Source organism: Bradyrhizobium sp. LTSP857 (assembly GCF_000938285.1).
Taxonomy (GTDB): Bacteria; Pseudomonadota; Alphaproteobacteria; order Rhizobiales; family Xanthobacteraceae; genus Bradyrhizobium.
Map to the genome: position 1 here is coordinate 142883 of NZ_JYMS01000026.1, position 19859 is coordinate 162741.

At 57.6% G+C, this 19859-nt stretch carries 14 protein-coding genes; 5 read left to right on the forward strand and 9 right to left on the reverse strand.

Features of this window, described 5'->3' with window-relative positions:
* Positions 1-137: 137 nt before the first annotated feature.
* The 9 genes from UP06_RS14800 to UP06_RS14840 form a co-directional block, all read right to left on the reverse strand.
* On the reverse strand, positions 138-1211 hold the full coding sequence (locus UP06_RS14800) for a hypothetical protein (RefSeq protein WP_045003410.1): 1074 nt from the start codon (positions 1209-1211) through the stop codon (positions 138-140).
* A 168-nt stretch (positions 1212-1379) separates the two neighbouring features.
* The gene (locus UP06_RS14805; RefSeq protein ID WP_156162977.1) at positions 1380-6329 is read right to left on the reverse strand and encodes a PDDEXK-like endonuclease domain-containing protein; all 4950 of its coding nucleotides are present in this window, start codon (positions 6327-6329) and stop codon (positions 1380-1382) included.
* Between the two features lie 245 nt (positions 6330-6574).
* Complete coding sequence (locus UP06_RS14810) at positions 6575-9250, reverse strand: AAA family ATPase (RefSeq protein WP_045003413.1); 2676 nt, start codon at positions 9248-9250, stop codon at positions 6575-6577.
* Positions 9247-10413: a metallophosphoesterase family protein gene (locus tag UP06_RS14815; protein ID WP_045003415.1), complete on the reverse strand. Its 1167-nt coding sequence runs from the start codon at positions 10411-10413 to the stop codon at positions 9247-9249. The genes UP06_RS14810 and UP06_RS14815 overlap by 4 nt, the downstream gene beginning before the upstream one ends.
* A gap of 121 nt (positions 10414-10534) precedes the next feature.
* Positions 10535-10720, reverse strand: coding sequence for a hypothetical protein (locus UP06_RS14820; protein ID WP_045003417.1), 186 nt, complete (start codon positions 10718-10720; stop codon positions 10535-10537).
* A gap of 152 nt (positions 10721-10872) precedes the next feature.
* Positions 10873-14289, reverse strand: a complete 3417-nt coding sequence (locus UP06_RS14825; RefSeq protein ID WP_045003419.1) for an ATP-dependent helicase — start codon at positions 14287-14289, stop codon at positions 10873-10875.
* The gene (locus UP06_RS14830; protein WP_045003420.1) at positions 14290-14880 is read right to left on the reverse strand and encodes a hypothetical protein; all 591 of its coding nucleotides are present in this window, start codon (positions 14878-14880) and stop codon (positions 14290-14292) included.
* Positions 14877-15677, reverse strand: a complete 801-nt coding sequence (locus UP06_RS14835) for an RNA polymerase sigma factor (RefSeq protein WP_045003422.1) — start codon at positions 15675-15677, stop codon at positions 14877-14879. Before UP06_RS14835 ends, UP06_RS14830 begins: the two co-directional genes overlap by 4 nt.
* 179 nt (positions 15678-15856) lie before the next feature.
* Positions 15857-16258, reverse strand: coding sequence for a hypothetical protein (locus tag UP06_RS14840; protein WP_045003424.1), 402 nt, complete (start codon positions 16256-16258; stop codon positions 15857-15859).
* Between the two features lie 4 nt (positions 16259-16262).
* On the opposite strand from UP06_RS14840, the gene UP06_RS14845 reads away from it, so the two are divergent.
* The 5 genes from UP06_RS14845 (at position 16263) to UP06_RS14865 (ending at position 19859) form a co-directional block, all read left to right on the forward strand.
* Positions 16263-16919 carry a phage exclusion protein Lit family protein gene (locus UP06_RS14845; protein WP_245305486.1) on the forward strand — a complete coding sequence of 219 codons (657 nt, stop codon included), beginning with the start codon at positions 16263-16265 and terminating at the stop codon, positions 16917-16919.
* A 15-nt stretch (positions 16920-16934) separates the two neighbouring features.
* Positions 16935-17207 carry a TolC family protein gene (locus tag UP06_RS14850; protein ID WP_045003426.1) on the forward strand — a complete coding sequence of 91 codons (273 nt, stop codon included), beginning with the start codon at positions 16935-16937 and terminating at the stop codon, positions 17205-17207.
* Between the two features lie 434 nt (positions 17208-17641).
* Positions 17642-18061: a multiubiquitin domain-containing protein gene (locus UP06_RS14855; RefSeq protein WP_050031679.1), complete on the forward strand. Its 420-nt coding sequence runs from the start codon at positions 17642-17644 to the stop codon at positions 18059-18061.
* Positions 18058-18447 (forward strand): hypothetical protein, encoded by a 390-nt coding sequence (locus tag UP06_RS14860; RefSeq protein ID WP_197087248.1) that lies wholly within the window; start codon positions 18058-18060, stop codon positions 18445-18447. Before UP06_RS14855 ends, UP06_RS14860 begins: the two co-directional genes overlap by 4 nt.
* Entirely contained in the window at positions 18429-19859 is a 1431-nt protein-coding gene (locus UP06_RS14865; RefSeq protein WP_045003427.1) for a ThiF family adenylyltransferase, read from the forward strand. Before UP06_RS14860 ends, UP06_RS14865 begins: the two co-directional genes overlap by 19 nt.

A 19859-nucleotide genomic window follows, 5' to 3' on the forward strand; every position in this document is an offset into this window, starting at 1 on the left:
GCCGTTGCAGGCCATAAGGTGACGATCCCTCGCGCCAGGCTTAGCAAGGAAGCCAGTCGAGATGGGGCGGTTCTACGGGCCTCCACCGCGAGCATGCGCGCGCTTGCTATATAGTGACGCTAGCGCGGCGATCCAAGCTATTCGTAGGGCAATTCGCCAAAGAGACCGATCATGAGGTCACCGTCGAGTTGCGCAAACGAAATATCGACGTAGTGATGGGGGTGCCGTGGTTTGGCTCTGCCGTCATTCGGTCCGTTCCTGGTGTGCCCGCGCACCTGCTCGCCGCTTTCCTTGATATAAGGCAAAATGACCAATCGCCCGTGGTTGATCGAGCGGATTGTGCCTTCCTTCCACAAGGTGCTTCCCTCGGACTCTTTGGTGGACGTGGTCTGTTTGACCTGCCAACCGATGCCGCCAAATTCTTCGTACCAGAAGACGATGCCGTTCGAGACCAGCACCTTTTGACCATTGGACAACGCTTCCGCCAGCATACGCTGCACGCTTGCGAGTTGCAGCAGCAGGTTGGCGCGGGGCAACACTATCTGACGAATCTTGGCCTTGGTCTTTCCCCAATGGTCGTCGGCGCCGTAGCCGAAGCCGTTGGCGATTCGTGCTCGCATGGCCTTTGCCGCGGATCGCTCACCGGCGATGTAAGGCTTGGACCATTTATTGTCGTGCGAGATGTAAAGAATGGAACGGTGCCAACTGCGATTCGTCTCCCGGACCGTCACGATCACGACCGTCAGATAGGGCATGTCGGAAAGCTGTTCGCTCAATTGCTGACGGAAAGGAGCCGACTCCGCAGGCAGCGCGATTGCGGAAGGGTCTGGTCGCGGATCATTGGCGTGCCGGCGGCGTGCCTCGACGAGCATAAGCTCCTCTTCGTCGCGAAGGCGCTCTTTGGATTGCAGGTTCTTCGCGACCTTAAGCTGGAGCGACCGTTTCCTCACGGAATCCATCTCGCGCGCTGCGAGCGTGTCGTGGAGCGTCTGATTGAGCGTGGCGGCGGAGGATAGTGCGGTCTCGCGATCCGGATAGACGTCGCCGCGCACGCGTCCATTGTCGGTCGGCACCCTGCGGTCACGCCAGACCGGAGCCTTGTCACCGTGCTCCACCAGTTCCTGCATCAGCCAGTTGTCGAACAGTGGGCGATAATACGGCCACACAGCCAGTGCGGCATCAAAATCTCGGGCGTTGTCTCCCCATTTCATCGCATGCCCTCAAGATCAATCAGCTTTAGTTCGCCCGGCTCGGTCGGGTCTGCGACACGGCGTTGGTGGAAGTGAAGCGCCCTTGATCTCATCGAGAGAATAGCCGCCTCGACCGGGAATTCGCTGGGTCTCGTTTTAATACGACAAGACCGACGCGAGAAATGTCCGCTAAGCTGCCTGAGCCGACACGGTCTCCAATGAAACAAACAGAACACCGCGTTCTCTTTCGCCTGCCTGATAGGTTAACTCATCTCCTGGCGAGCTCTGCGACAGCGCCTGTCCAAGTGGTGAGGACAACATCAGATAGCCATTGATCGGATCATCCGCGATATCGCTTATTGTGAGAAATTCCGGGCGCGACGGTTCCACGTCGAGATACCGGATGACGACGCGGTCGCCCGGAGCTAATCGGTACTCCGGTTCAGCGTCATTCGATGTGGGACCGAGTTCATTTCGCAAGGCTGCCACCGAGATCGTCCCGTCTACCTTTGTCGCTGCAAAATCGCCTGACCTTTCTGCAGCAGGCGAAATGACGCGATGCTCGGAATAGCTTCGATTAACCGGTTCGAGTCCGATCGGCCTAATCTGCATACGATCGAGCGTCTGAATTAGATCGTCCATAACGCCTTGCTGATCGATCTGGTAATTGGAACCGAAGCAGCGCCAAAAACTCCAACCTACGCGCTCCAGGATGCGCTGCCGGCGCATGTCGTCCGCCCAACGCTCCGGGCCGTGATACCTGTCGCCGTCGCATTCGACGGCAAGGCGCCTTCCCCCTTCTCCCTCGACTACCATATCGATGGAAAACCCCGCAGATCCCACTTGCGGAATAACGCGGTATCCCCGTTCGACAAGTGCCATAAACACAGTCCGCTCGAATTCGGACTGGCAGAGATCAATAAGGTCCAAGCTAGGATTAACGACGTTTGGCATCGGCTCGCGGAAGTGCCCGATCACCTTTGATTTCAGGTCTTTTGGATTTAGCTCTTCCTCTTTCACGGACCGCACAAGCACCATCCGATCCCGTGCCCGCGACAATGCTACATTGAATCGCTGTTGATACTGAATGGATGTCTGCGACTGTTTGCGGGCACGATCGGCAATCATTGAAATGAAGACGATGTCGCGCTCGTCTCCCTGGAGGGATGCACTGTCGCCGCACACAACGCGATGACGCATCATGGCGGTTTCGCCGATGCGCTCCATCAAAAGTTTCTGAACATGCAGAGCCTGATCGGCACCGACAAGGGATATCACTCCGATTGACCGCGCCGGACCTTCGACCCTCGACGCTTGCTCGACGATCGTGGCAATCTCCTCGACGATGACCTCTGCCTCGCGCGGGTTAACCTTGGACTTTCCTCGACGCTGCCCATCCTCAACGTAGATATCGACCAACGGCGGGTCCAACCGCTCGCTCGGCTTTGGAATACGAAGCGGCACCAAGTCTTGATTATAAAACTGCATCGAAAAACGTATGATGGGCTCCACGCATCGAAAATGCTCCTTAAGCATCACAAACTTCGCCGGAAACATCACGCGTGCAAGATCATAAATCGAAGCCCCTGGTTCAACTTCTGCGCGGAAAGGAAATTCGCTAAGGAAGTTCTGTCGCAGACGCGCGATGTTCGCGATCGACAGGAAAGCCGAGCTGGGACTGATCTGGCGGTCGTCACCGACAATGAGCACCTTTTTGCCACGTAAGAGCGCTGGCAATTCGCGCGCATCGGACTGCGACGCTTCATCCATGATCACGAGATCAAAACTGGCAAGTGTGGCAGGCAACTGCTCGGAGACGCGCCATGTAGGCATAATCCAGCAGGGTACCGCCTCGTAGCAATTTTCCATCGCCAGACGTGCGTTCTGACGATGCAGTACGGCCCTTTGCCCGGTCCCGGCACCCAAACGCCGGATAATGTTGGCAAAACCTTGAAGGGCGGATTTGGCGGATCCCTTCATTGTGGCGGCAAGATTGAAGAAGGTTCTTTCCTTCACGAGCGTGGCGAACCCGTCGCGAAGAGCCTTTTCAATTTCCAAGCGTTCCTGGTGCAACTGGGCCAGATGACTGCTGGCCCCGATCTTTTCGAGGTAGGTCAGCCGTGCCGCCCACTCCCACGCTTCCCGCCAGTCGTTGGGGGCCGCTGGATCTGTCGCTTCGCTGGCAGGCTCGCTTCTTAGGCGTTCAGCCCATGCTGGCACTCCCGCTTTCGAAAGCTCGCTACAGGTGTAAGTTATGCGATCGAAGAAAGGCGCCAACGCGCGAACTTGTCCCAACTTGGAGAGGATACCTTGCCATACGCGGGTCAGTCGCTCGATATCCGCGTTCGGCTTTCCAACCAGTTCGGTCAAGATTTGCCGTGCGAAGCCCGCAAGATCGGTATTGCTGCCGTCGAACTGTGCGACGGCTTCTGCCACGTTTTTCGCGACAGCCGCCAGCCTTACGGACGATACGTGACGTGATAATGCTTGAGAGAAGGCAGCAGTCGCGGCGGGATGCCGCAAAATCGCGCTGGCCTCGTCGCGATTTCCGAGGGCCGCCGATAATTGCTCCGACATTTCGGCTATTTGGCCGGGTACGTCAGTCAGGCAGGCATGGAGCGTGTCGGACAGCGCATCGAGCAGGAATAACGACTCCACTGCAAAGGAGAGATCGTTTGGCGCTGATAGCTCTACCTTGAGCGCCTCCCAACGCACCGAAAGGCTCGTCACCTCACCGCAGAACTCGATGAACTGTTGGACGTGCTGCCAATCGTTTGGCACGCTAGGCCGCAGACCCGCAACTTTCACCGCTTCAAAAACGGGTTGATGGCTCTTGGTACCGAAGGCCATCATTCCAAACGGGTTCTTACCGGCGCTGAGGGTTGCCAGAATTTGAAAGAGCTGCTTCGCAGGTGGCAATTCCTTTGGAAGCTGGACTGGCTTCGCAATAAACGGCGCGCGCTGCGCGACCAGGTCGTGTGCGTCGGCTAAAAATGCGCGGGCGAGAGGCTCCAGACGGCTGGCCATTACCGTTCGACCGAGGATCGCCTCGGTCAACGCCCAGGCCCAGGACTGGTCCAGCAGGGCAGATATACTGGACGCGAGATGCCGCAGCCTCTCGCTCAGTAAAGCGGCTTTGTCGATGCCAAGCGTTGCAATTACGCGCCGGGTTAGCGGTTCGGAAGCAGCGCTTTCAGCCGTCAGGTCTTGTGCGGCAATCAAATCGAGATGCCAGGCGCGGACGATCTCGGGATCGGGCATGTTGGCTGGGCTGGGAAATTGTTCCCCGAGATACTTGAGGTCGCCTTTGACCGTCCTGCGCGCCGTGAAAAGTGCATCGATCTCGGCGGAGGTCATGCCCGTGTCAGAAAACGGCCGCACGGGTCGATCCGAGAACCACGCGTAACGCGCCTTGTCCTCAATCACCCTTTTGGCGGCCTCGAAAGGCAGTTCGGTAGAGCCAGGTATCGGTGAGAGATGTTGGGTCGCAATCTTTGCAAGTCGCACATCAATTTCGGCAAGGTGATTTCTGTCCGCAACAATCTTGGACTCAAGGTCTCGAATAATCTTCACCTGCCGAGATCGGTTCATGTCGATCGTGTTGACCACTCCCAGCATAAGGCCGATTGCCTTCTCGACTTGCTTCATCCCTTCCCGTTCGGATGTTGTCACGCTGATCGCAAGGTCGCGTACACCTTCGGGCAATTGGTCCTGAATGACCCGCAGCGCCGTTTCTCCATGCGAAACGACAAGGACACGCCGCCCCGTCGCCAGCATGTGGCTAATGATGTTCGCGATGGTATGGGTTTTTCCGGTGCCTGGCGGCCCCTGAACCACGAGCCCATCCGACTTCTCCAGGCGGCGAATTATTTCGACCTGCTCGTCGTTGAACGGCTTGGGAAAGAACAGGTCGCCGTGATCCGGGTCAACCGGCCCCTCGTCGGCCTCCAGTTGAACCTCTCCGGCTGCGCCCAAGCGGTCTCCCAACGGCCTGAACGTGTCGTCAATACCGTCGGTCGGACCCAGGACCAGCGTTCGGGTCGCACCTTCAATCTTAATCGGCTTGTCGTCCTCCGAAGACACTTCCTTTTTGAGACGTTCGATATCACGCAGTACCGAATTGTTCGACCGGCGGCGCGCGTACAGCACGTATCGGTCGCTCACCGTCAGATATTCTCCCTCGGGCTCCGGAACCGGCTCAGATGCCGGCAGCGGCCGGTGATCGGGAAGAAATCGGCCTTCGGGGTCAAGCTGGCCACCGCAAATCTTGAGAATGGGCTCAAAGGTTTCCGCGCGGAACGGCGAGATACCTTCACTATCCGGTCCTTCTAACGAGCGAAGGCAGCGCCGCGCCGCATCTTCCGCCAGCACAAATCGCGCACCGGCGAGCTTTTCGAACGGCCGGAGTTCGACACGCGTCACGCCGCTGCGCGGGCGGACGGTAATGTCGGCATTGCCGGTCTCGGCGATTTCAATTTCAACTCCGCATTCGATCATTGGAAGGTCGATGAGCTCGGAAAGGTGCTTCCATCGCGCTAGACCGATTCCCCACACCAACTCGATCGATTCACTGCCGCCAGACTGGAGTAATCGCTGTGCGATCTCGAAGAGCCGCTGATAAACGGCGATGGATCGCCTTCGCGGCTTCTCTACCTCGGACCAAAGCGACCAGGGGCCGGCACAGTATTGTTCAAGAGCGTCGCGAAGCGCGGGCCGATCCTCAAGGCGCAACATAACATCGTAGAATTTCTGGTTGGGGGTATCTGATTTCTCCGTTTTCAGTGATGGGACGCAATCTTCCGGACGCGCTTCGCCGGTCGCTATTAGCCGCTGCTGTTCAGCCTCAGGCACGCGGACATGGAGTGGATCACGTATAACCGGAACACGAAGCGGATCATTAGAGACGTCGATCCACTCCTTGCCGTCTTCGTCGAACGCCGGCGGCGTCGTGCGCTGCAAGCGTTGAACCCGCAACCAGATCGGGCCATCAGCGTCACTTGTATCGCACTGAATCGCGGGAAGTCCTGCGATTTCGTGTTGGTGAAGAGCGAACTGGGATCCATCGGCGAGTTTGTGCTGCGACAGTCGCGTCGCAACACGCTCATCCAGCTTGACGAGCGCCTCGACGTAATCAAGCAAGCCCGTCAACCGCCGTGCGGCCAGTTCGTCTTCTACATTTACTTGGGCGGGCACGGCGAGCGGGACCCCTAAAAGTTACGGACAGCTTTAGAGCGAATGGTTGCGGATTTTAAGCGCCCCTTCAACTGGTATAATCGTAGCACCACAACTCTCGCGAGGTCATTTTGCCCGTTAACTATCCACTTCCCGCATACCTCACGCAAACAGCCGACGCCATTCAGTTGGCACCGGGCACAGCCCAAACCTCACGCCGCCTCCCGAATTTCCAACGGGGCAGCACCTAGCCGGGTGAAAAGCCGCTTTCGACAGGTCAGAACGATAATCTGCACTTTGTCGCCAGCGCGCATCAGGACATCGAACATGCTTTCAATGCGGTCGTCGTCTGAGAACGCGAGTGCGTCATCGAGGATGACCGTGGCCGGCCGGCCTTGCCCAAGCAGCAGCTCGGCGAACGCCAACCGCGTGAGGACGGCAAGCTGCTCCTTCGTACCGCCGCTCAGTACATCGAAATCCTCGCGTTGTCCCGCACGTTGAATCGCGGCGATACGCAAATCCTCGTCGAGAACAATATTGGCTCCTGGCAGGAGCATTTTCAGGTAGGGCTCTACACGGCTGATAACCGGCGTGAGATAGCGGGTCTTTGCCTCACCTTCGGCTGCTTCTAATGTCTCCGAAAGGAGTTTTAGGACAGCCGCCTCCTTCTCAAATTCGGCTACGGCGCTCGTGAGGCGATCACGTTCAGCCTCGGCGGCAAGAAGCATTTCTTCGACGCCAGCGCCTTCGTTAGCCTCGATCAGCGCGGTAAGGCGTGTCACCTCAATCCCGAGATTTGCGACCGACCGCTGGTGGTTAGCGGCGGCGCCTTCGAGCCGCTTAATCCGGGCGTCGATAGCCTCCACTGTTTCGCCCTGGCCGCGCATCTTCGCCGTCAGGTGCTCGTCCTTCGCAAAGGCGTCGAGTTCGACGCTCTCCGCGTTTGCGATGAGATGCTTGTCGCTGGCGCCGGCACGTCCAGCTGCTAGGTCCGCCTTCTTGGTCTCGATCGTGCCGTTCAACCCAGCAAGGCGTTCGCGCGCGCTCAGGAGTTTTTTGTCGGCCTGGGCGAGAGCGTCCTGAGGCCCTGCCAATTCAGCCTCAGCTGTCTCGATTTCGGCAGCAAACCGCGCGCCTTCTGCATGATTATTGGCAATGTCGCTTGTCAAATCATCTTCGCCGGGAATTTCCGCAAGTCCGCACTTTTCCATCTCAACTCTGAGCCGGCCGCGCAACTCGCCCAAATGGCCCTTGAGAGCTTCCAGCCCGGCCGCAACCTTCTTGGTCCGATTTCCGGGAGCAAGATTTGCCAGCTCCTTGCCGACGTCTGCCGAACGCCGCAGATATTCCTTGCGCCGGGCCGCCGCCGTGCGCGCGGCGGCTAGATCCATGACGCCTGCAGTCTCCAAAGCGGCTTTCACTTCCTCATGGGCCGCGTCCCGGCGTGCAATCAAGGCTGCGCGATCTTTGATTTGAGGCTCTATCGTGATTGCGCCCACGTCTTGAATGGTGATTACTGTCTTGCCAAGGATTGGGAGCGATGTTGCGGATGCATCGAGCGCTTTGCCATCTAAGGAAACACTCGGCAGCGCGCTTTTCTCCAGGGCGAATGAAACGGTGGTTGCGACAGCGTTCATGGCTGCATCCGCAGCCGATAGCTCCGTAACGGCCTCCTCAATCCTCGTTACGGCGGCATCGGTCGTCGCAATGCCGCCGATCAATTCCGAAAGCTTCCCCGCCTCGCACTCAAGCGAAGCAGCCTTATCGAGGGTTAGCTGGTGCTGGATGATTTCCGAATTCAGCGAGACAATGGCACGGATACGCTCAAGATTCCGCGCCCGTTCGGCGTTCCGGCTTGTTTTACTGCGAAGATCGGAGAGCTTGGCTTCGCCGGTATCGACGGAGGCCTGGGTGTCGGCCTTCGCGGCAACAGCGCCGGCGCTTGCCGTATTCAGATCGCTGAGTTGCAATTCGAGCGATTCCAGTTCTGCAACGGCTTTGGCGCGATCATCAACCGATCTTCGGGCTTGTGTTGCGCGTTCGCGCGCGAGCTTGGCCGCGTCCGTCGCACTTCGAAGTTCGGCAGCGTGCGTCGCGGCAACCGTGCGCTTAGTCCGTTCTGCCTCGACCTCCCTGCGGTGCGCCGTGTCGTCCCAGCTATCCGTTTCCAGCTTAAGCTCGCACTTATTTCGCGCAAGATCTTCCATCAACTGAAACACGGACTGCCGCTTCGCTTCAAGGTCGGCCGTCTCCTGCTTGCTCTGGGCAAGCCGATCCATTGCGTCCTTGAACTTCCCGCGCGGCCCTTTCGAACTCCTTAGCGTTTCAAGAGCGTCTTTGATGGCTTTCGGAATTTTCTGGCCGCGCGTTCCACCTGTCACAAGGCCTACCTGCGCTTCCAGGCAGCCTTGCATGGTGCGCTGGCCATGCTCGTCAAGCGCCGCATCCCCGAAGGATTGCCCCTGCTGAACCCAAAGCGTTCCCCAGATACCAGGCTCGCCGCCGCTGCGACTGCCGGCAAAGCCGAGAAGGCGCTGCAATTCCGCCTCTGCTGCGTCGTCCTCGAACAGCCGGCCATCCGAACAGGTCAAGGTTGACTTACCAGCTTGTCCCGCGAAGCGCTTGTGAATGGTCCAGCTCTTGCCGTCGATGTCAAAGGCGAGCTTCACTTCGGGCACAGTGCCGTTGACGAAGTGGCGAAACGCCTTGACGTGCGCAGCCGTCGACTTGGCCTTTTCGAAGATGGCGCCGTTGATGGCTTTCAGCAGGGTCGATTTGCCCAACTCGTTTCGCCCCACCAAGACATTGACGTTGTCGCCAATGTTGTCGACGCGGAAGGTTCCGACAAATTTGCAGAAGTTGGTAAGCTCAATCGATCGGATCTTCATGACCGTGTCCCTTGACGAAGGTGCTCGATGTAAAGACGCTTGAGAGCAAGGGCGGCAAGCGGCGCCTGGCCTTGATCGGACAAGACCGCCGCCATGGCCTTGAGGCGGTCTGCTGCCACACGTACAAAGCCGGCGTGATCGATCTCATCGAGATCCTGGTCGGTCGGATTGAGAACAAGGCCGGCCTCGTCAAAGCGCAGGCCGCGAAGCGCAGCCCCGACGCTCTGGAGGATTTGTTCCTCAAATTTCTTACGGCCGGCGAGAGACACCGCGCCCGTAACACGGAGATCGACGACAATTTTACTGAGGTCTGAATCGAGCGCACGAAGGTCGCTTTCGAGCAAATCCACCTGTGCATCTTCGGTCAGCACCTTCTCGATCCTGTGCCATTGGTAACGGCCTGTCGGGATCGGCGAGACCACCGGCAATGCATTTGAACCGTTGACTTCGACAAGAAGCGCCGAACCGCCGTTGCAGTGCGAGGATATGGGATTTGGCGGAAGCTTGAACTGGTCGGCCTCGGGCGTGCCGCTATACCAGCAACGGTCGTTCACCCGCATCTGCCGATGCCAGTCACCCATCGCAAGGTAGGAGAGGCCCGCGCTGTCCGCGCGGCTTGGCGCCACGTAGTTGCTGGCTTCACCCTCTGATCCAAAGCCTTGAATGGAGCCGTGCGCCATGCCGATACGGATCGCGCCTTCCGGCGTGGCCTCCTTTTCCATATAGGCCGTGAGATCGTCCGCGCTCGATGTGAAACGAAGGGGCGCAGGCAACACAAAGACAGGAGCGCCACCTTCGTCCGTGATCTGCACCGCACCCGCATGCGTATGCACGGTCACATTTGAGGGGAGCTGCATGCGGACAATCCGATCCCATAGTCCGTTTTCACGGAAGTGATCGTGGTTTCCAGGCATGAGATGCCATTGAACGCTTTTGAACGCGCGCATGTTCTCAATGGCCCGTGCCAGGGTCTGTTGAGACATCTGTTGTTTTTCGTAAATGTCGCCAGAAATGAGGATCGACGTCGCGCCGGATTTAACCGCAGCCTCGCCAAGGGTCCGAACGACGGCCTGACGCGCATCCTGCAGGGCGCTAGCAACCTCCGGCTCGAAATAGCTAAAAACCTTGCCGATCTGGAGATCGGATGAATGGATGAATTTCATAGTAGACGATCTTCCCCTTAATTTCTCGCTAGAGTAGAGAGCAATGTGCTTCTCGCCTAGCAGGAAGCCCAGTTATGCCCATTTCGTTTTGGTGGACGCCCGCCGAAGCGGGCGTCCAGACTTAGGCGTATTGGGTGAGCACCCAGGTAACGGCCTTGCCGTCGTAGGGTGGCATCCGGTTGCCCTTCGCGATCGGTGCGGTCGTGCTCGGCGAGCCGTCGACCTTCCAAACGCCACTCTCCGGGCAGACTTCTCCGGTGCGGGCCTTCGTGCCAATCGGCGCACGTTTTGCTGTGGCGGTACTCATGTCTTACTTTTCCTTCTAGGTTGGCAGGTCGTCCCGGCTAGGCACGCCTCGACAGGCCCGGCGGCCACTAAAACCGCCGTAAGGCATGGCCCTGCGCCTGCCTTCAAAGGGTCAATCGACGGGAAGAAGGCCGACCGGTAAGTCCGCCGGAGCTACAAGGAAAAGTTTTTTTCGAGCACGCCGTCGGGCACGGGGCCACAGATGAAAAAAGCAGGGCACCGGGGACAGGTACGCGCGGATTCCTTGCGTGGAAGCAGCCCGGCGCGGATTTCAGCGATAAGCTCCTCGGCGGTCGTAAGCCGATTGCTTAAGACCCGGTCCGTCATGGTTACGGCACCAAGTGTGCCGTCACCGAGATGGACGAACTCAACGGTACATCCCGGAAAGGCCTCGTACGCCGCTAGCGTAAAGACGCCCGCCGAAATGTTCTCAAAATCCTTGGAGCCGGCATGGCCGGTCCGGATCGCCCGGATATGCTTCCGGCCGTTCGGTGCCGTAAGCACCTCATCGGGACGAACGATGACCTCACTGGCCCCAACGCGAAAGCGCATCTCGGTGGGTATGGCGCGGGCATAGCCAGTGCGGGAAGATACAAAAAAATCAATCAACTGCTTGGCGATTCGGCGATAATCTTCTGAATAACCATGGTCCGTGAGCCGCCGCGAATCCCATGCCTCAGTGAGGCGGGCATCAAGCTCAGCGGCGGACGGCGTGAGCGTTGGATCCGCAGTCAACCATTCGACGATCGACCGAACGGCATTGTGCATCTGCATAAACGGAGTCTCGGTTCGCCTTCCGCCGATCTCAAGAATATGCGTATAGAAGAAACGGCGAGGACAGCGCTGGAACAAGGCAAGCTGGTGATCCGTGAGCACGATCCCAGATGGGAAAATGAGGTGAACGGGAGCAGCATCCGCGTCTGGCGGAACCGACCGGCTCGGGTGAACGTGCCCGCTGACGATCGTCGACCCGAGCCGACTCAGAAACTCCGAAGGATCACGCCGCCGCCCGTTCTTCGCCTTGGTCGGCGAATAGAAAAGAAGGCGGTCTCTCGCCCGGGACATCGCAACAAAGAATAAGCACTCTTGTTCTTCGACGTGACCCTTCCTCAGAATGTCGAGAGCGGTGCCCGACAGACCTTCAATCATGCCATCCGGCGGTACGCAACCGCGCATCTGGTTGGGCGAACGCGGAATTGTATCAGCATTCATACCCGGAAGGTGGACAGCGCGAAACTCGAGACCCTTACTCCCGTGAATCGTCATGACACGGACAGCATCGATGCTCTGTGCCGCCCCCGGCAGCTCACGGAGATCCCGCTCATCAGCGAGCAAAACCAGTCGCCGTATCCTGTCGAGAAGACGCGAAATCGGAAGCCCGGGCGCCGCCGGCTGTGCGCGGACAAAATTCATGAATTGCCAGATCGCTACACCCCGCGCGCGGGCTGCGACATCGTCAGAACTCGCAATAGCAGCCGCAAACCGCGTGCGATCGAGGAGAATTGTTGATACCACCTGCCAAGGAGGCGACGCACGGCCGAACCCGTTCAGAACATCTCGCAGCAGCGTCAACGCGGGGTTCGCATCTGCGGAGACGCTGCTCAACGGTGTACCTTCCCTCAGCCAAGCGAGCGGCTCACCCTCATATTCCCTCAAGTGGGCGATAATCGCTGCGGTAGCCGCTAACGAAAGCCGGAATTCCGGTATTGTTCCCACACGCGCAAGCCCCATTGCGCGTCGGTCGACCAACAAAGAGAGTAGAGACAGCAGCTGTTGGATTTCGTCTCGCTCAAAGAGACTGCCAAGGAACAGCAACGGGATTCCCATGCTCTCCAGCTCGGCCGCCATTCGTCCAAGGCGCTCATTACCTGTACAGAGCAGGGCTTGGTCTCGATAGGAAATCCCCGCAGTCCGCTGAGTTTCGATTGCTTCGGCAATGGCCGCGACTTCGTCCGAAACCATGTCGACGGCGGAGTACTCCGGTTTCACACCGGACGGACCGCGCTCCGCCGTTAATTTCACGTCTGCGCCCGCCGCCGCCTTCATGCCATGCTCCGCAAACGCGACAAACGCGCTCACGATCTCTTCGGTCGACCTGTAGTTCACTTTGAGGCGACCGGTTTGACCACCTGGGAAATCCTTAGTGGCAAACCGCGCAATATTGACGGACGACGCGCCCCGGAAGCGATAAATGGACTGCTTGGCATCGCCGACGACCCAGAGGTTTGTCCCGTCCCCGCACAGAGCTTTAAGAAGGCGCACACTGGCCCGATTCACGTCTTGGAATTCATCAACCAGAACATAGCGATGGCGAGCGCGGAGTTGCGCACGCACCTCCTCATCCGTTTCAATCAGTCCTACCGGCAGCGCGACGAGATCGCCGAAATCAAGGCACTGATGCTCAATTTTCAACTTTTCGTATGCTGCATAAACCTTGGCGACCTCCTGACATTTTTCGGCGGCCTCTCTCGTCTCACCCGGTGCTGCCGCTTCCCACATGGCGTCGGCAAGCTCGGCGTAGCGTTCGGGCGGAGTCACCTCATCTTTCGCTCGCGAAATCGCAGCTAAAATGTCGCTTAATGCACGCGAGGGGTCCCATACATCACGGTAGTGTTTGAGGTCCAAGCGTGGGAACTGATCGGCCAGTTCGTCGATGGCTTCCGTGCGATCCATCAGCCTGGGATTCGCGGGAAGTTTGAGGCGCTCGTGAAAGCGGCGAATAATGTCGAGGCCGAATGAGTGAAATGTACCGATCCACATCGCGACGGCGGCTTCAGGAATTCGGGCCGCCAAACGATCCGAGAGTTCACCGGCCGCCTTGTTGGAGAAGGTCAGCACAAGGATCTGGTCTGCAGGAATCTTCTTGTGCTTGAGTAGCCATTCCACTCGACCTACTAGGGTTTGCGTCTTTCCAGTACCAGGACCGGCCTCAAGCAAGTAAGGTGAGCCCCAATGTTCTGCCGCAAAACGTTGCTCAGGGTTTAGCGGCTTCTCCGCATGGACGTCCTTATCTAAGCGAACGGGAGGAAGTAGAAGAGCATCGAGTAACTGCTGTGCCACGACATCGAAGGGCGCACCGAGCCGCTGCGCAATGGCCGTGGCCGTCAAATTTTCGTCGAGATGAAGTTTGCGCACAACGGATCGAGGCAAGAGCAGCTCTCGCCCGAACAGGTCCATCTGGACCTCGCGGCGTTCGCGGCGTCCATAGTCAATAACCCGATCAACACCAATGGGCGCCGCCTCCGCCGGGCGCATTGGGCTCACCTCATAGGAGAGCGTGCTCTCTCCAGCCCCGCCAAATTCAACATGCCCGATCTCATGCGCGACAAGAAACGCATTCATAAAATCGTTGCCGGCATCTTCGTGCAGAATGGTCAGTCCGCCTGGGTCGTATGAAGCACGCGCGCCGCGCAAGCGGGGATCTCCCGTGGGAAGCTTCTCGACGGCAATCGACCGGCGAAGAGCTTCGGCACAGGCGAAGGCGTAAGGCTGCCAGGTATCGGCCCCCCTTTGCGCGGCCGCATAATGCAGCCGTTCGGCTGTCTGGCGTGTGATTTCGATCGTGTCCATCTACGTAGACGATACGAAAATATCGTCTTTCTCCTCGGAGGTGACACCTGAGTTGATGAGGAGTCGCTCGAATTCGATCTTGGCGGGTGCTTCGGGCTTCCCGTCCGACTTATAGCTCGCTCCGGGAGCGACGGTCGTGGGTTGATCGAGATATTCAAGAAGGACTTCGGTCGTTGAACGGGTCGCTATAGCTAGCCGCTTTAAGAAAGGTTTGGGAATTGATGTCGCAATCACGATCCGGTCCCTTAGTGCAATCAGGATAGAACGGCGAATACGAAGCTCGGTCGCTAAGGCAACAAAGGCGGGCCCCTGAAACAGTGCGAAGGGATTCTTGACTAAGCCGGGACGTTCGGCGCGAGGCGGCGTGGCCGTAAACGCATCCCATGCCTTTTGTGCTGCAGATTCATCATCTGTGGTATGAACGATCCCTTCGGAAGAGAGCCTAAGCTCGCTCAAGAGATCAACCAAATCGGTCGCGTATTGCGGATAACGCGAAAGATAGCGTTCAAGAGTTGATTTATCGTGAGAAGGCTCGACGGCGAACGCCAACAGCACATGCTCAAGAAGGGAGTCCGTATCTGCTGTGCTCATGCGTCTTCCTCCATTTCGAGAGCCTTCCGAATCGCTGCATACGCTCGGTCGCGGCGGTTCCGGGCAGTCTTTTCCGTGCAACCGAGGAATCGGACGATCGTAGGAACGTTGGGTTCCTGAGAATCTATCTGGATTCCGCGTAGCAATAGCTCGATCACGCGGCGCTGATTGTCCGGTAATGATTCAATCGCGGCGTAAAGCCGTGACCGGTAAACAGGATCATCAAGTTTTGACTCGGATACTGGATTCTGGGCTGCCGCTGCTTTCTCCACCTCAGCATTGAGTTCACTGGTTTCATCGTCGTAGCCAATGGATTCCGAGCGCTTTTCTTCTCTTAAGGCCTTTTTTCGACCGTCCAGACGAAGGGTAGCCAAAGCGGCATCAAAATTTACTTCGTAATAATCGAGCCGCTCATCATATCCGGCCCGATCCTGGACAAGCATCGCCTGAAATCGATCGACCACATACTCGTTGATCGCTATGTTCCGCTGCGAAACCAACGACTTACCCTCACTGCCCCCCTTTATCGCCGGGTTCGGTAATCGAGCGAGGACTCGTCGCTTTAGTGTGCGGAATATCATTGCAAAGAAATGGTCGGAGTTGTCGGAGCGACACCCGCGGATCAAATGAAGTAGGCACTCCGTCGGAATATAACGGGGATCAGATGGGTCGGCGATCTTACAGCGATCTGCTCGATCCGAACGCGACACCGTCACGAGATCATCAATCGCGTTCTCAATCAGCAGCCTGCGCTGATACAAGACCCCGTCTTTCAACTTGCGAAGTGGGACGGCCATGCGGGTCCAAACGGCGAAATTGGGAAAGGATCACTCGGTACTAGTCATTGCTTCCTTGCTACCGGAAGCTGTAACCCAATTGCGGCAAGCCGTCGAGACAGAGCTCGTGCGGAGGGCTAAAGTCTCTTATATACATTGGCTTAGCGGCGGTTCTTCACCGGAATTCCGCATCTTCACCCTCAACGCATCGATATGCAAATCCGGCATGTACATGTGGCGCGGCTGAATGATGGGGTGTTTCGACTCCCGGCTGTCAAAGCCGCTGCCGCCATGCTTGGCTTCGCCTCTTCACTGTCGGCCAGGGGAATATTCGCCGAAACCATACGAGCGACGGCGGAATCGAAGCCGACGGCCGCACCGACCGCTCCGCGGATCGCTCGCCCCTCGGGCGTGCCCAGCTGATGGACGAAATTATCGATCGCGTTCCTGGCCCGATGTTCGACCTTCCAGTCATACGGAACGACAAGGCGATCGCCGTCGTCGATGCTCGCGGCATTCTGAGCCCGAGCATTCGACGGGACGATCAGGGAAACGGCCGCCGCCATCGCGGCCACGACTTTCTTCGACTCGAGTTTCGCCACTGGAGTGCCCACTGTGCTTCATTTCTGGTCAGACGTAGATGCGACGCGTATTACCAAATCAACAACCACGCTTTACGACGAGCCCATGGAGGCTATGGCGCATCGGCTTACGGTGGATCAGCTTGACTTCATCATGATGCACGAACTCGGGCACGTCGTGCTTGATCATCCGCGGCGGCTGAAAGCCGAAAGAGATTCCGGTTTCAACATCAAGATCGTGCGTCACGAATTTGAATACGCCGCGGATGCGTTTGCGCTCGGCCTGATGCGATCAAAGCTCGTTGCAAACACCCGGATCGCGACGGAAGCGCCCGATCGCGCCGACGATGCGCGCGTAAAACGCGTCACGGATGGTCTGCGGGATTACCAAAGTTCGCTTGGGGGCGTCTATCTACTATTTGTTTATATGGATTTCATTCAGCGGGCGGGGGAATTGCTGCAGACAAGGCTAAAAGGAAAACTTCGTTTGCGTGATGCGATGGATTCTCACCCGCGCGCGAGTGATCGGCTCGACCGGCTTGAGCTCACAAACCTCGGTGAATATCTCTACACGAGCCCACTTGAACGCTACTCGCGCCAATTCATGCAAACGGTCCTGGACTATGGCGCAACCCTCGACGACGAAGCCTTGCTCCAAAGCACAATTGGCACGCTGTCTTAAGCTACGGTGGAAGAGATGTTTCACCGCGCCGAAACCGAGAACCCGGCCGGGGTGGCAGCCCGTTTCCGCGTCGAAGCGGCGGATGCCGATGTCGATGCCAACAAAGGCAGCCTTCTGCCGGAGGTCAATCTTGTCGGCAATGCCTCCCGCAACTGGGATCAGGGCAGCACCATCCCGGACCGGGAAGATACCGCCCAGGTACTCGTTCAATTGTCGATGCCGCTCTTCATATCGATGTCATTCCTTGATGTGTTAAAATTACGCCTTGGTCTTTTTGGTCCCGCGTAATCGCGCATATGTAGCTTTGATCATTTCGTCGAGCGCGGCGGCGGCATCCTTGTTCAAATCAGGATCATCCCTCAGAATGGATGAGATTTGAGTGAGAGGGCTGGCACTGCCGAATGCCACCGTTCTTTGCCCCATAAATCGATCAGCCGACATTCCAAGCCAACCCGTAAGTGCGGCGAGGCTGTCAACGTCAGGCCGCTTGCCCTGCGACAGGCGGGTCAAGGTTGACGCACTAACGCCAGACGCGGCCGACACATCCTTCCAGGTTAGGCGTCGCGATACCCGCTCCGAGTCCAAAGCGGCGTGGAGGGCTGAAACGTCAAATTGAGGGGGCTCAACTTTCTTCGATTTCACTCTTGCAATTCTCCATCTATGGTGCAATATTAATTTCACTCTAGCAATTGCTAGTCAAAATTGCAACTGGAGAATTGGCGATGTCGCAGCATAATCCCGAGAAAGATGACGAAGACTCGGCCAAAAGGCTTGAGGCGGACGCCAAGAAGCTCGAAGCCGAAGCCGAACAGCTTGAGAAGAAGGCCGAGGAAATCGAAAAAACGGCCGAAGAGCTGGAAGCAGAGGCCAAGAAACTCGAAGAAGAAGCTGAAGAGCTGGAGAACAAGAAAGCTATCGACGTGATCTTTAACGAGAAATATCCCGTTAAAGTCCACGACAAGAAACAGACGGGCCTCAGCCTCAAGCAGGCCGCCATAGAGCAAAAAGTTCCGATCCAGCTTGACTTCATTCTCAGCATCGAACTTGGCGGCGGCAAAACCGAGGTCATCGGCAACGATGACAAGATTAAAGTGAAGGAAGGCGACCGGTTTCTCGCGATTCCGGACGATGACAACTCGTGAGCGAGATCACGCTCATCGTTCAAAAGGCCATCGAGCAGATTAGGGTTTCATTCCCGGACTGCCCGCTTGAAACCTCTCCGGATGGCAGCGGCGGCGCATTTGTGACGCTAAGAAACCTCCCGCTTGGGCCGCCATGGGCGCAAGCAGATACGTGGATCAGTTTTCAGATCACGTTTCAGTATCCATACGCAGACGTATATCCGCACTTCGTTCGACCCGATCTTTCTCGTCTGGATCGGCAACCGCTTGGGGTCGGTTTTGGCCAGGCGCAGTTTCGCAATCAGCCGGCCGTCCAAATTTCTCGCAAATCGAACAGGCTCAATCCCGCGACGGACACGGCCGTTCTCAAGCTTCTCAAGGTGATGCAATGGCTTCGATCGCAGTAACTCCGTGGCGGTTGGTGCTCACGGAAGCAATGAAGGCCGAACTGTTTGGCCATTTATTTCCCGGCGATAACGATGAGCACGGCGCAATCATTCTAGCCGGGGTTTGCCAGACCGACCGCGGGCTAAAGTTGGTCGCGCGAGAACTCCACCTGGCCATCGACGGCAAGAATTATGTACCGGGACGGCGCGGCTACCGAATGCTGAAGGGCGAGTTCATTCAGAGCCGCATTCTTCGCGCGCGGGATCTAAAGCTTGCCTATCTCGCCATCCATAACCATGGCGGCACGACTTCGGTCGGATTTTCGTCAGATGATTTCGCGTCGCATGAACGCGGCTACCCTTCACTAGTCGACATCTCTCGTGGCATGCCGGTTGGCGCACTTGTCTTTGCCCAGTCAGCCGTAGCAGGCGACTTATGGTTTGAGGGAGGGCAAAGAGCACCACTCAAAGAAGCTATCGTCCTCGGGCAGCGCCGTGAACTACTCTATCCGGCACCATCAAAGCAGGCGCATATCAAGAGGCCCGAATATGATCGGCAATCCAGAATGTTCGGCGATCGAGGGCAAGACATTCTGCGGTCGCTCCGCATCGGCATTATTGGACTCGGCGGCGCGGGATCAATTTTGGCGGAGTTGCTTGGTCGGCTTGGGGTTGGCGAGTTTGTTCTCGCCGATCCCGATCGTGCGGAGGTGACAAACCTCCCTCGCCTCATTGGCGCACGCACAACGGACGCAATCATTGAGTGGCTGCCTAGAGGTCTTCAGCAGCGCTTTGCCCGTTTCAAAGTAGACATGGCTGCACGAAACATTCGTCGTGCAAATCCGTCTGCCACAACTACTACACTGAATTCGAATTTTCTCGATCCCGAAGTCGCCAAACACTTCGTTGGCTGCGACTATCTGTTCCTAGCGGCAGATACGATGGGCGCGCGATTACTCTTCAACGCCATCGTCCACCAGCATGGGATACCGGGCGTACAGGTCGGTGCGAAAGTTCCCGTCTCCTCAACTGGAGAAGTGGGAGACGTGTTCTGCGTTGCGCGCAAGGTTACACCAGGACAGGGCTGTTTATGGTGCAACGGCTTGATAAATCCTTCGCGTTTGCAGGATGAGGCCACGTCGGACGAAACGCGGCGCGGGTTTGCCTATGTTGCCGACCCTCAAGTCGCAGCACCGAGCGTGATTACGCTCAACGCGATTGCTTGCGCTCATGCTGCCGATGAATTTCTCTTTCACGTCACGGGTCTCAAGAACTCAGATGCGCAAGAGGAGTGGTTTCGCTGGAATTCACGCAAAGGCACGGCGGGGTATGATCGCCCGAGAAGTGATGCAATGTGCCTTGAATGCTCTAGAGTAGACGAGAGCAGGCTGGGCCGAGGAGATTTCTTTCCGCTCCCGACCCGCTCAAAATAG